Below are 12,659 nucleotides of genomic sequence, written 5' to 3'. Positions count from 1 at the left end.
GTCCCCTCGCGTGAACGCGAGGGGACCGCGACCGTCCGCTAATGAGGGAAAGGGGCATCAGGATTTCCTGATGGCCCAGCAGTGTTAGTCCCAGCGCTGGTTGTTCCCGCCGTTGTCGGGCCCGGTGTAGATTTTGGCGCTGCTATTTCCGTCCAGGATGCGGTTGGTGGCCGCGTTCTGGAGCTTCCACACGCTGCCGACCGGGATCTCGTGCCAGCGCTGCCAGGCGTTGGTCGAGTCGACGTTCTGACCGCAGGGTTCTACGTAGACGACGTCGTTGTAGTTGGTAAGGCACTTACCGGTCAGGTCGCGCAGATTCCAGGTGCCGTCGCTGTTCTGCTGCTCCTTCCACCAGTAGATTCCGCCGCTACCGTAGACGTCGTGGGATTCGGTCGAATAGAGGAAACGACCGGTTGACACGTTCTGCCAGGTGACGGAAGATCCAGGAACTGCATTGGCGGTCCCGGAAGTGACCGCCACCAGTGAAATTCCTGTGGCCAGAACCACGGCCGCCTGCATGAGCTGCTTTTTCCCGAGCTTCATATTGCCCCTCCCCTGGAATATGTGTTCGGCGAATCGGTCTGCAGTGTACCGACAATATATCCCGCAGAACTCGATATCTATACGATACATAGGGTGATCGGCTATGGCAATAGGGGTATTTTTGGCCACTGGTTCGATGTGTAATTTGCAGAAATATCGTCCGGATGTCCGCCTGTGTGGCATGTGGGACTCTATGTGGATGGATCTCCTGCACTGTTATGCTTTGCCTGTGAACTAGGGCGAATGGATCCCGGGGTGCGGATCTATCGCACCCCCTGCGACTTCACCGTCGTCTCCGCCCCGAGCTCGTCACCGCGCTGCGCCCGCCGACCCATGGGCAGCGCATCGAGACCGGTTGGAGCTCCGCCCCAGTGGAGGGCTTGCGGAGATCCACCCGATCACGCTAGCTATAGGCCGGCCGGGTCGTAGAGCAGCCAGGCGCCCTGCTTGCCCTCGCCCCCCGTCGCCGGGTTCGCCAGCGTGGGGCAGGACCCACACCGCTCCTCGACCCGCCCGAACCGGCCCCGGCCCCGGCCCCGCGAGCTCCAGCGGCTGGAAGCCCGCCTCCTCGCGACTGACACCACCCTGTTCACCGCCACCCCCTGGCACGGCGCCGCGCTGCGCCTGAGCACCGCCAACCCGACCTGGTACGGGCTCGGCGACGGCCGCCGCCCCCTGGTGCGGGGCGGGCGGCCGGATCGGTGGGGACCGGGGCAGTGGCGGTGCTCTCCTACGGTGTGCAGGTGTCGAGCATCTGGTTGAGCGCGGCCTTCTCCGGCTCGGTCACGCTCAGGTCGTAGACGTGCTTGGTGTCGGTCCACGCCCGGCTGTAGGTGCACCAGTAGCCGGTGGTCGGCGGGCGCCAGGCATCCGGCGTCTTGTCGCCCTTGGACCTGTTGGAGGCGGCGGAGACCGCGATCAGCTGGCTGTGGACGAGGTCGTTGGCGAAGGCGCGGCGCTTGGCGGTGGTCCAGGTGTCGGCCCCCGACCTCCAGGCCGCGGCGAGCGGGACCATGTGGTCGATGTCGAGCTGCTTGGCGTCGGTGAAGACCCGGTCGTCGTAGGCGCTGACCCACGTTCCGGCCACGGCCCGGCACAGTTCGTCCTGGATGACTCCCTCGCCGTCGCGGGCGAGGACGGTCTCGCGGGTGTCGCACTCCCCGGAGATCTTGATCCAGTGGGGGAAGCGGTCGCGGCTGTAGCCGTCCATGGAGTGCGGCGGTTCGACGACCAGCTCGTCGAGCTCGGCCCGGACGACGTCGGCGGGCGGTGGCTCGGGCAGATCGCGCCGCAGGGCGGCGGGGCCGGCGGTCGCGAGGGTCTCGGCAGCGGCCGGCGCGGCCGCGGGCAGGAGGACCGCGGCGAGCGCGGTCAGGACGGTGGCAGTACGGCGCCACCCGGTAGCGGTGATCATGCGCCACGACTACCGGTGGTCGGCCCACGGCCGACGGCCGGTCATCAGTTGGCGGCGTGGCGCGCGGTGTTGTTGACGGCACGGCGTCGTCGGCGCGGGACGTGCTCGGGTCCCGGGTACTCGCTCGGCGGCCCGGTCAGCGGGTCACGGCCACCATCAGGGTGTGGCCGTGTGGGCGCGCACCTGCACTACCCGCGCCGCCTGGACGTGGTCGAGCAGGCCCGCCTGGCCCGGCCCGGCCTGGCCTGTCGGTGTTGGCCTCGCTCGACGGCCTGGCCGCCGAGGTGGTCCGGGTCTGCGGCCTGCCGTAGTCCCCGGGTCGGCCCCCCTGGTGACCCCGCGCCCGGCAACGGCGGTCGGCCCGGGGCCCCCGCCCCCCCCGCATTGGGTGGCTCACCGGCCCCGGCTGGACCGGACTGTCCGTTGTTCCGTCACCCGCATCGGCGCCCGGCTGCGAGAGCCGGAGGCCTGGAAGCTGCTGCGGCGCCTGGCCCGCCGGGCCGCCCTGCCGCAGGCCGACTCGATCCGCCCGCACGTCCTGCGCGGCGACGGCATCACCGACGCCCTCGACGCCGGCGACAAGCTGGAGGACGTCCAGGACGCCGCTGATCACCGGGACCCGCGCACCACCCAGCGATACAACCGCCGCCGCAAGCGGCTCGAGCGCCACCCTGGCCACGGCCTCGCGGCCCGGCTCGCCGACAGGCTCGCCGCCGACGGCATCGAGCTCGTCGACGCCGACAACGACAAGGACGCGCTACCCGGCCAGCTCGCCGTGCCGATGCCCTGATCGGGAGCGGGCGGTCCGCCGACGGCGACAACACGGACAGGAGCCACCAACGACTTGCGTGCGATGGAGTCGTGAGGAGCGCACACCGGCGCACGGAATGCTGGCCCGCTCGTCGGCGAAGTACTACTCGATCGCTCCCCGTCGACGTCGCCGAGCGGCCTCCGTGCGCCGGTGTGGGGGAGTCCGCTCGGGCCTGAAAACGCAACAGGTGACATGCAAAACTGCATGTCACCTGCGGTGAACGGGTCGGCGCGGCAACGCCTCGTCGTTCGGGTCCCTGGGTGTTCCGGTGGAGTCCGTTCCCGCCTAGGGAGCAAGCACGAAGTTGATGGTGCCCGCTTTCGCAAAAGACTCACACGCGCCTCACCGGCCCGCAATGGGAACTGGGACCGTGCCGCATCAACTGTCACAACCACCCACGTTGACGATGGGACCTGCTACATTTGGCCGCCTTTTGGGGTACAAGAGCACTTGACGCGAGGAATCCTCGCTGTTCAGAGCAGTGTTGACCCGCGATCGGCCCCTGGTCGGTTCCTCTTCGCCGGACCCGAGGTCTTGAGGTTCGACCCGTGAAAAACACCCACTCAGGGCTTGCGCAAGCACCCGATCGGTGGGACGGGAATGCATCAAAAGGTGCCCGCAACCCAGGGTGGAAGACCGTGTATGTCGCACGGGGTGGGATGATCTGAGCGACCGCCAGTTGCGGGGGACGGCAATCCCCGGCAGCGCCAGCGCGGTCCGGGCCGGAAGGCCCCGGTGGAGTCCGTTCGAAATTCCCTGGGAGAAGAATGTCCAAGATCAAGCGCCGTCCGGTGGCTGTCGCTGCTGCCTGTGTGAAGACCCGCCCGACGCCCCCGAGGGTGGCCGGACTGTCCGGCATCGAGGCGATCATCGTGATCGTCCTGATGCTGATCGCGGTCGTGCTCGTGGTCATCGGGGTGTCCGTCACCACGGTTCTGGAGCTGGTGGGCGGCATCGCCGTGATCTCGGTGGGCATCATCGTGTCCGTCCGGAAGAACCGGTACCTGCGCCTGGCCTCGCTGGAGGCCTGACGCCCGATGGGACGCCCTGAGCGGCCCGTCACCACGCGTACCAAGGAGCTGACGGCCCTGGCGCAGTACCTGCGGGTACTGCGCCAGGCCTCCGGCCACACCTACACCCAGCTCGACAGCATCACCGGCATGCGCTCCACGCGGCTCTCACGCGCCGCGAGCGGTGACGCGGTGCCGACGCTGGAGGTAGTGGAGGCGTACGCGCTGGGATGTGGGGCCACGAAGAAGGAATTCACCACGGCACGACGGTTGTGGCGGGCCGCGCGTGGGGCGGAGTCGACGTCTCCGACCGAGCGACCTACGCACATCACCATGATCAACACCCCCCGGGACCTGTGGCACGCGATGGTGCACCTGCGCCAGAAGGTCGGCCGTCCCTCCCTGCGGGAACTGGAGCAGCGGGCCGGCGGCCTCGGTCTGCTCCCGCGCAGCACCCTGAGCCGGGTGCTGCGCGGCCTGGCCCGCCCCGACCGGGAGTTCCTGGAGCACTTCGTCCGGGCCTGCGAGGTCCCGCCCTCGGAGATCAAGCACTGGCTGGAGGCGTGGGACCGGGTCAACGCGCCCCGCCCGCCCTCGAGCCTGTGGGCGAAGTCGTCGAACCGTCAGGTGTCGCTGCAGTGGGCCCCGGCCTCGTGGGCCAACCACGTGCGGCCCCTCGCGGACATGGACGTCCACATCGAAGATTCCGGGCGTACCGCCGAGGAGCGCCGGATCGTGCTGAGAATCCCCTTCCAGGCCCGCACTGCAGCCGAGTTCAAGGTCGCCACGATGGAACTCGCACGACAGCTCATGAACCTCGAGCCCCCCGGCCGACCAAGCCTAGGACCTGAGGGTTCCTGGCCAGAATGACAGTACTGGGTGGCCGCGGCTCGGCAGTTCGCCCGGTTCAGGGGCTGAACAGCGGCGCCGCTCGTCGGCTATCCCGCCCCGCCCAACACAGTCCGCCGTGGCTGCTGGAGGACCTCGCCAAAGTCGACGGGATGGTGCGGTCGGCGCTCGCGAAACTGGCCGCTTGGGAGCGCCACCTCGCGGGCTGGCTTTTGCTGGGCTGGTCGCCGTCGACCCGCAGGTCCCACCCGACCCGGCCACGGCCGAGCGCGGCCGGGTGGTGGACGAGCACCTGCAGCAGGCCCCACACAGCGCTGCTGTCCGCCGTCACCGAGTAGCACCACGGCGGCCACGGACCACGCCCTGGTGACTCACCGACGGGTCCTCTACTGGCTGGCCTTGAAGGCGTCCCGGCGCGCCTTGCGGGCGTCCCGCATCGCCTGGTGCTCGGCGGGCTGGACGTAGAGCACGACCACGGCCTCGGTGATCAGGTCCGCGACGTCGGCGACCTCGGCAGCGGAGAACTCCAAGCCGTCGTGCAGAGACCAGTTACCGAGGAAGCGGGCCTCGTGGAGGTCTTCCACTATCTCGGGGGTGACGCCGTGGTTGGCCAGGTCCTCAATCTTGGCGTCGAGGTTGTTGCCAGTGGTGCCGCGGTCCTTGCAGAGTTCCTCGACTGCAGCACGGTGCATCGCACCAGCCGCCCGGTAAGCGGCGGCGGACTCGGCCCGAGCGCCCTCGGCGAACAGGTCCCGCACCTTCTGCGGCGCCGCCGTGTGCAGCTCGCGAGGCTCCCAGTGCGGCCAGGCCTGCCGAAGGTCGCCGACCTGGTTCCTGCGCCCGTCGTCCGTGAGATGGAGCAGTTGGTGCAGGACCACGGTCTTGGAGCAGTGCCGACAGGCGAGGACCAATTCCCGCAGCCAGGTGTCCCCCGCCTGCTTGATCAGAGTTGTGTTCGCGTGGTCTTCGAGTTGGCGGGGCCAGATCCAGTCCGCGCTGCATCGGTGAAAGCTGGCGTGGACCTGGCAGTTCGGGCATAGGCCCGGCTCGGGGAAGCCGTCTTTGGTGATGGTGAGGGTGGTTACGGTCCAGGGATACCGGACTGGACCGACATCGGGCACCGGGTTTTTCCGGGCCGGTCCTCTCTGTCGGGCCTACGCTGACGGTGGGCCCGCGACGGTCGCAGACCCGAGGGGAGAGCGCAGGGTGGATACCGAGACGATGATCGCGCTGGCCTCGGCGGCCATCGGCGGCGGTACCGGGGCCATCGCCTTCTGGCAGGCCCGGATCGCTCGCCGCCAGGCGAGGATCGCCCAGGAGACTGCTGACCTGGCTCAGCGCCAGGCCAACGCCGCCGAGCAGCAAGCGAAGGCCGCCGAGGACCAGGTCGCGCTGATGCTCCGCCAGCTCGACGCCGAGGACGCGGAGCGCCGCGAGGCCCGTGGCCCGGCGTTCGAGACCAAGCACCGGCACCGGATCGACGGAGCGCCCGCTCGGTGGTGCGTCACGAGGTTCGAGCTCACCCAAACCGCGGGCCCGGCCCTGGCAGAGGTCACAGTCACCGTTGCAGGGAACGGAGTCTTCGGCATCTGGGCCGGAGGCGAGGCGCTGGCCTCCGCCTACACCCAGCCCGGTCCGGTCAGCACCGGCTTCACCATCACCGTGGACGTCGCGGTCGACCCGACGTCCACGGACAAGACCCCGGTGCTCTTCACCCTCGAATGCCGCGCCCAGGAGGGCGCCGACAACTGGCGCCGCTCGCAGACTTCGCACGTCCCCGCCTACAGCCGGATCTCCTCGCCGGCCCGCCGGTCCTTCCGGTGAGCGACCTCGCGGTACGGCCGACGGACGCGGTAGCGCCCGCCGCCCCGCTCGACCCCCGCGACGACTGGCCGGCCGGGGCCCGCGGGCTGCGCGAGGACCTGGTCGCCGAGTGGGGCAAGGACGACCCGTGGGTGGCCGTCATCAGCGACGGCTGCGCCTTCCCGGGCGGGCGCAGTGTGTACGAGCCAGACGGGAGCGGCCGGTGGACCTGGGTCCGGAACCTGCCCTGGGAGGCGATGTGAGGGCCGGGCCGCATCGCCGCGCGTGAGATGCAGGTGTTGTTCTTCTACGGGGTGAAGGGATCCCTACCGGGCCTGCGCATGTGTCGAGGCTGATACATCGGCTCGGGCGGAAGATGCTTCGCGGCGACAACCTGCTCACTGCTCCACGACACACCGCTGTCCCGAGCGGTCGCCTCAACGCGGATGGTGATCTCCACCAGCTCAGCGTGCCGGTACTCCAGGCCGATCCATGCCCTGAGTGCGGCGCCGTTGGCGCTTTCACCCAGGTCAAGAGTGCGCGATTCGCCCCATTCGTCGCGAAGGCGGCGAATGTTCGCCACATAGTTCCCCTGGACGCTCACCCGCACAGTCGAGAGGGCCGGGCCCTTCACTTGCGTCAGACGGAGCCCGACGCAGGGTTGATTGTTGTCGTCCTCGGCGATCTCGCCGTTCTCGACCCTGAAGTCGGGCTTGCCGGCATCCAGCCGGTCCTGTTCTTCAGCTTCAATCTGCCGCTGCATCAGCTGAACCTGCCTCTCTGCTGCTGTTGCCTGGCGGCGAGCGGAGCTCGCAGAGTCCTCGGCGGTTCGTGCCTGGCCCTTCGCCAGTCTTGCCTGCCATATGGCGGTGGCAGCTCCCAGAGCGCTGATGATCGCGCCGCCTATCGCTGTCCAGCCTTCGACGTTCACGTTGCCCCATTCGCTCGAACTCGAAGCGACACGATAGGGCGTTGCACCTACTGCGGGACACATTCCAAGGCTGGTCGGGCGATCACGTCTCCTGGCGAGCGGATGTTCACGGGCGCGTGGGTGTGAAGGTTCGTTCACCCCTGCCGTGGGGTGGGCAGGTACCGGGTGTGAGTGGAACCGAGTACGGCTTCGACGCGGCGAGGTTGCGTGCGGCGCGGGTGGCGGCCGGGGCGTCGGCGGCCGGCGTCGGCTGGGTCGGGGGCGTCGGGGGCGTGGCCGAGCACGTGCCGCCGGGTGGCGGCCGCGACTACGTGTCGGCCTCGGGTGTCCCGGTCGGCCGTGCGGGTGCCGTGGCTTTGGTGGTGCCCGGCTCGGGGCCCTCGTCCGGGGCGTGCGCAGCGGCGTACGGCCGCCGCCTTGGAGGGCGGCGGCCGTACGGGCTTGGGTGTGCTTCTTGGTGTCAGCCCATTTGCTGGACGCCCCCGTAGTAGGTCAAGGCGGTTTTGTGGCACCAGCTGCGACCGTCGCAGACGCTGTCCATGTCCTGGCGGAAGATCTTGTCGACGCGGTCCTTGGGGGAGGGGCCGTTCTTGCCGGATCGGAAGGCATCTTCGCCGAGGAGGTCGCGGAAGTTGCGGTAGCCGAAGTCGTGGCGGATGCAGGGGAGGGTGAAGTCGTAGCCGAGGGGCTTGTTCGGAAAGACGTTGCAGGTGTTGGTGGACCACTTGAATTCGTATCGGTCGGGCGTGCCCTGCAGGTGCTCGTTGCGCAGCCGCTTCCACTCGTCGCGGGCGGCCGGGCCGGTCTGCTCCAGGCGCTCCAGGAGGGCGAGCTTGTCTGCGCGGCTGGCCGGCGCCGCGACGGGAGACCCGGCGGACTTCCAGGGGTTCTTCTTGTCCCCGGTGTAGCGGTAGAGGGCGGCGCCGTCGGGGGAGATGCCGTAGAGCTGGTCGCCGGAGCCGGCGAAGGCGGCTGCGGGGCCGCCGATCTTGTCCCACTTGCCGTTGCCGCTGTGCTTGACGATGCCTCCGTTGCCCGGGTTGACGGCGAAGAGGGTGTTGGCGGCGACGATCCGCTCGGTGGGGGTGTTGCGGATGTTGGTCCACTTGCTGGCGGTGCCGGTCTTGCCGTTCCACTCCAAGATGCCGGAGCGGTCGGGGGCGAGGCCGTAGAGGTTGGTGTCGGTGACGGCGAACTGGGCGCCGGGGCCGCCGATGGTGGACCACTTGTTAGGGCTGTCGTACTTGGCGATGCTGCCGGTCTTGGGGTCGGTGGCGTACAGGGGACTGTCGGAGGGCGCGGACTGTCCCCGGCGGCGGTCCTTCATGGCCGGGGTCTTGCCGGTGTACGTGTAGAGGTGGGCGGCGGGTCCGCCGACCTTGGTCCACACGCCGTTGCTGCCGGTGTACTCCTCGACGCGGGTGTGGTCGGGGGTGATCCGGTAGAGGTGCTTGTTGGTGGCGGCGAGTTCGGCGACGGGGCCGCTGACCTTGGTCCAGTCGTCGGGCTTGCCGTTGTACTTGTAGACGTCGCCGGTGTGCGGGTTGGTGACGTAGACGGTGTCCTCAGCTGCGTAGAGCTCCTTGGCGGGCCCGCCGACCTTCAGCCAGCCGTCCCGGTCGGGGCTCCACAGGTACACCCCCGAGCCGTTCTTGGGCAGCACGAACGCACCGTCGCCGGTTGCGACGACCTTGCCCATCGTCACGGTCGCCGGCGCCGGCGATGTGGTCTTGGCGGGGCCGGCGGCGTTGGCACTCACACTGATGGCCAGGACACCGGCGATGATCAGCGCCACCATCCGCAAGACGCGGACGACCATCCCGCCCGGTGCGGGGGGTGCCGGCGGGCCGGCCGGTTCGGCGTCGCCGCGCCGGGCGGGGGAGGGGTTGGGAAGTGTCACTTCGTGCTCCTCGGTTCTGGGTTCGGGCGTTGCGGGCAGGCTGCTGCGGGGTGTCCGTGGCCGCGGGATGTGGGGCAAGGCGCCGTGCGTGGCCGGGCGGTGATGGCCGGGCGGTGGTGGTGTGGGTGTGCGGGGGTGCCGCCCGGCGCGGCTTGACCGCAAATCAGGAAGCGACGGGCCCGCTGGCCTTGACCCACTGGCGGGGGGTGCCGGTGTACTCGTAGATGCCGGAGTGGTCGGGGCTGACGCCGTAGAGGTGGTCGGTGGTGGTGGTGAAGCTGGAGCCGGGTCCGCCGATCACCGTCCACGTGGCGTGGTCGCGGTCGTACTGCTGGATGTCACCGGAGTCGGGGTTGGTGGCGAACAGCGTGGTGCGGGTGGTGTAGATCCCGGTGGCGGGGCCGCCGACCTTGGTCCACACGCCGTTGCTGCCGGTGTACTCCTCGACGCGGGTGTGGTCGGGGGTGATCCGGTACAGGTGGCTGCCGGTGGCGGCGACGCTGGGCGCACCGCCGGGTGGGGCGGCCGGCGGTGGAGTGTCGGCGGGCTTCGTCGGCGGCGCGGCCGGTGCCGTGGACGGCGCCGAGGGCCTGGCCGCGGACGGTGGCGCGCTGGGGGTCTCGCCCGGGGGTGGGGCGGGAGTCGGAAGTGGCGGAGGCGTGGTACTCGGGGTGGGGACCGGGGGCGGGGCGGGCACCGCGGGCTTGGCCGGGATCGGCGTCGGGGCGGGACCGTCGGTGATGTTCCGGTACTTCAGCGGGACGTACCCGGCGGCGGGGTGGCCCGCGATCTTGCCGGCTCCGCGGTTGGCCGAACCCGCGAGGGCCGGCAGGCCGGGCCGGGGTTCGGCGAGGTAGCGGAAGGAGCCCTTGGACTTGTCGGTCCATCCGGCGAACAGGATGGCGTGCCCGCCCTTGTCGCGGGTGTCCAGTGCGTCCCCGGGCTGCAACTGGTCCCAGGTGATTCGGTCGGCGACCGTGAACAGGCTGTCGGTGTTGAGGCTGTCCTTGAGCTGCCAGGCCATGGAGACGAATCCGGAGCAGTCCTGTCGGTAGGGGCCGCCGGTCGCCGCGTCGCCCCACCACCGGCTCTGGCTGTAGGGCACCTTCTCCTTCACCCAGTGCTGGGCACGGGCGATGGCCTGGGCGCGGGTGGTGGGGCTCCCGGGGACGGCGTCGTTGCCGATGGTGCCGGTGCCGGCCGGCCGCTGCTGCCCGCGGGAGCTGTCGGCGTGTGCGGGCATCACGGCCAGGCAGGTGGCGAGCGCGAGGCCGACGAGAGCGGCGGCGCGCTGTGGTCGGGTCATCGAAGTGGTCCCATCCGTTGTCGGTGAACCCGCTTCCCGGGTTTGGCGGAAGCGGTGGAACACCACGGTGGAACCTGGTCTGATTGTCCGTCAGGCCTCGTCTGTCGGGCCGCAGGTCAACGCGGTGCGGGTTGCGAACACCGGCGAACCTGGGCGAATTTGACGGATATCCGAGGGGGATCGATGGGGAAACCGGGCCGCTCGCAGGGGCCGTTGAAGGGCCGCACCGAGGAGGCAAACGCACTCGCGTCCTTCCTGCGGGTCCTGACCGCCGACAGCACGGTCAGCGATCTTGAGGAGCGCTACAAGCTGGCCAGGAGTTCGTGGAGCGAGTACCGCTCCGGCCAGAGGATCATCCCGTGGGAGCGGCTGCGCCAGATCGTCGAGAGCCGCCACGCCCACGACCCCCGCGCCCGGCAGAAGGTGATGGAGCAGGCCCGCCGGTTCCACGCCGCTGCCGAGGCCGCCCAACCCCCGGCCCAGGCGGCAGTACCCGCTCCGACCCCGGCTGTGAGCGTGCCTGCGCCCGTCGGTACCGGAACCGGACAACCGGCGGACAACCCCGCCACCAGCGAGGACGTGCCGCAGTCCGTTGGCGAGTCGTCCGAGCGGACACCATCTGGCCACCTTGGCCAGGCACCACCGGTGCCTGTGCGGCCGGGAGCCGTGCAAGCCCCCGGCCCGGGCTCTTCGGGGACCTGGTCCGCACCGGTCCCAGACACCCGCCCAGAGCAGGCCGCCGCAGCCGGCACACCGGTCCCGGCTTCCGGCGCCGGCTCCACCGGTGCCAGGGGTTCGTGGTGGAGCCGCTGGCGTACCCCCACCCAGTGGGCCGCCCTCGCCGTGCTCCTGTCTGCTGTCGTGATTGCGAACCAGGCCCAGCGCCCGGGTCGGGAGGGCCAGGCCGACACCGCGCCGGCCGCCACGGCCCCGGGCGAAGGCATCGCACTCCCCGCGTCCACGCCGCCACCCGACACGAGTCCGTCCCCGGCGGCGAGCTCACCCGTGCCGATGCCCGCTTCCGCCGCCGCTCCGGCAGCCGCACAGTCCCCGCCTGCCACTACGGCCTGGTGGGCCGGGGGCAGCACGGTTGCGGCCACCGGCAAGCACCTGTACCGAATCGGCCCGGACCACTCGAGCGTCGACGAATACACCGGCAGCAACGGCATCTGGACCAAGGTCAGAGACAAACCGACCGGCCAGATCTACACCAGCCGCACCACCCTGTACGCCACCGACGCCGCCACCGGCGACGTCGAGCAGTTCGACCCCGCCACGCGGACCTGGGTGGTCATCGGCGGTCCTGGCAGCAGCTTCGCTGCCACCGGTGACCGTCTGTACGGCGTCAGCCCGAACCACTCCGGTGTGTTCGAGTACACCGGCAAGGTCGGCCGGTGGGACAGGGTCCGGGGCGCCACCGACCGCGTCTACACCAGCGGCAGCACCCTGTATGCCACGGACGACGTCACCGGCAACATCCAGCAGTTCGACCGCTCCCGGGGCGCCTGGACGGACATCGGCAACCCCGGCAGCGGCTTCGCCGCCACAGATGACCACCTGTACGGCATCGGCCCCGAGGACGGCGTCGTGCGCGAGTACACCGGCCTCGAACCGAAGCCGATGACGTGGACCAAGATCCGTGACACGAGGACCGCCCGGATCTACACCAGCCGCACCACGCTCTACGCCACCGACTACGTCACCGGTGACATCGAGCAGTACGACCGTACCCGGGGCACCTGGACCAAGATCGGATCGCCCGGCGTCGGCTGGGTCGCCACCGACGACCACCTCTACGGCGTCAGCCCCAACCACGCCGCCATCTTCGAGTACTCGGGAACCCCCGGAGCAAACTGGAAGCAGATCAGCGGACAAGTGGCTTCCTGAACCCCTGCGTCCGTGGGCCGTCCAGCGCGAAAATCCCCCAGTTGGTCGACGCGGCTACTGAACCAGCCAACCGGAAACGGTGCCAGGTTCGGTCAAGGCCAATGCAGTACGCCTCGCCGCGCGCCGCGTTGTCGTGGGCGCCTGGCCTGGCGGAGCCGCACCGGCACCCTGCATGCCCTCGGCGCCCCGGACGGGGCCTCGCCGA

General features: G+C 70.0%; 12 protein-coding genes. 6 read left to right on the top strand and 6 right to left on the bottom strand.

The window, feature by feature from the left end; genetic code table 11:
* Positions 1–84 precede the first annotated feature (84 nt).
* Positions 85–420 (bottom strand): hypothetical protein, encoded by a 336-nt coding sequence (locus tag ACFWOG_RS20545; protein WP_380360094.1) that lies wholly within the window; start codon positions 418–420, stop codon positions 85–87.
* A gap of 853 nt (positions 421–1,273) precedes the next feature.
* Positions 1,274–1,957 carry an HNH endonuclease family protein gene (locus tag ACFWOG_RS20540; protein ID WP_380360092.1) on the bottom strand — a complete coding sequence of 228 codons (684 nt, stop codon included), beginning with the start codon at positions 1,955–1,957 and terminating at the stop codon, positions 1,274–1,276.
* 388 nt (positions 1,958–2,345) lie between these two features.
* Here ACFWOG_RS20540 and ACFWOG_RS20535 point away from each other — a divergent pair, with 388 nt between their 5' ends.
* The 3 genes from ACFWOG_RS20535 to ACFWOG_RS20525 all read left to right on the top strand — a co-directional run bounded on the left by ACFWOG_RS20535 (position 2,346) and on the right by ACFWOG_RS20525 (position 4,648).
* Positions 2,346–2,747 carry a tyrosine-type recombinase/integrase gene (locus tag ACFWOG_RS20535; protein WP_380360090.1) on the top strand — a complete coding sequence of 134 codons (402 nt, stop codon included), beginning with the start codon at positions 2,346–2,348 and terminating at the stop codon, positions 2,745–2,747.
* A gap of 788 nt (positions 2,748–3,535) precedes the next feature.
* Entirely contained in the window at positions 3,536–3,799 is a 264-nt protein-coding gene (locus ACFWOG_RS20530) for a hypothetical protein (RefSeq protein WP_380360088.1), read from the top strand.
* Positions 3,800–3,805: 6 nt separating this feature from the next.
* The gene (locus ACFWOG_RS20525; protein WP_380360086.1) at positions 3,806–4,648 is read left to right on the top strand and encodes a helix-turn-helix domain-containing protein; all 843 of its coding nucleotides are present in this window, start codon (positions 3,806–3,808) and stop codon (positions 4,646–4,648) included.
* Between the two features lie 365 nt (positions 4,649–5,013).
* Here the strand turns inward: ACFWOG_RS20525 and ACFWOG_RS20520 are convergent, their stop codons facing one another.
* Entirely contained in the window at positions 5,014–5,538 is a 525-nt protein-coding gene (locus ACFWOG_RS20520) for a DUF4145 domain-containing protein (RefSeq protein ID WP_380360084.1), read from the bottom strand.
* 295 nt (positions 5,539–5,833) lie between these two features.
* Here ACFWOG_RS20520 and ACFWOG_RS20515 point away from each other — a divergent pair, with 295 nt between their 5' ends.
* On the top strand, positions 5,834–6,451 hold the full coding sequence (locus tag ACFWOG_RS20515) for a hypothetical protein (RefSeq protein ID WP_380360083.1): 618 nt from the start codon (positions 5,834–5,836) through the stop codon (positions 6,449–6,451).
* Complete coding sequence (locus tag ACFWOG_RS20510) at positions 6,448–6,693, top strand: hypothetical protein (protein WP_380360081.1); 246 nt, start codon at positions 6,448–6,450, stop codon at positions 6,691–6,693. Before ACFWOG_RS20515 ends, ACFWOG_RS20510 begins: the two co-directional genes overlap by 4 nt.
* A gap of 44 nt (positions 6,694–6,737) precedes the next feature.
* On the opposite strand, the gene ACFWOG_RS20505 is transcribed toward ACFWOG_RS20510, so the two are convergent.
* The 3 genes from ACFWOG_RS20505 to ACFWOG_RS20495 all read right to left on the bottom strand — a co-directional run bounded on the left by ACFWOG_RS20505 (position 6,738) and on the right by ACFWOG_RS20495 (position 10,567).
* Positions 6,738–7,361, bottom strand: coding sequence for a hypothetical protein (locus ACFWOG_RS20505; RefSeq protein WP_380360079.1), 624 nt, complete (start codon positions 7,359–7,361; stop codon positions 6,738–6,740).
* A gap of 460 nt (positions 7,362–7,821) precedes the next feature.
* Entirely contained in the window at positions 7,822–9,261 is a 1,440-nt protein-coding gene (locus ACFWOG_RS20500) for a phospholipase A2 (protein WP_380360077.1), read from the bottom strand.
* A gap of 163 nt (positions 9,262–9,424) precedes the next feature.
* Positions 9,425–10,567 carry a hypothetical protein gene (locus ACFWOG_RS20495; RefSeq protein ID WP_380360075.1) on the bottom strand — a complete coding sequence of 381 codons (1,143 nt, stop codon included), beginning with the start codon at positions 10,565–10,567 and terminating at the stop codon, positions 9,425–9,427.
* Positions 10,568–10,750: 183 nt separating this feature from the next.
* On the opposite strand from ACFWOG_RS20495, the gene ACFWOG_RS20490 reads away from it, so the two are divergent.
* A complete protein-coding gene (locus ACFWOG_RS20490; protein ID WP_380360073.1) occupies positions 10,751–12,454 on the top strand; it encodes a hypothetical protein in 1,704 nt (567 codons plus the stop codon).
* The last annotated feature ends 205 nt before the right edge of the window (positions 12,455–12,659 follow it).

Origin of the sequence: Kitasatospora sp. NPDC058406, assembly GCF_042722765.1 — a bacterium.
In the GTDB taxonomy this organism is placed as follows: domain Bacteria; phylum Actinomycetota; class Actinomycetes; order Streptomycetales; family Streptomycetaceae; genus Kitasatospora.
This window is presented reverse-complemented; position numbering and strand designations above follow the sequence as displayed.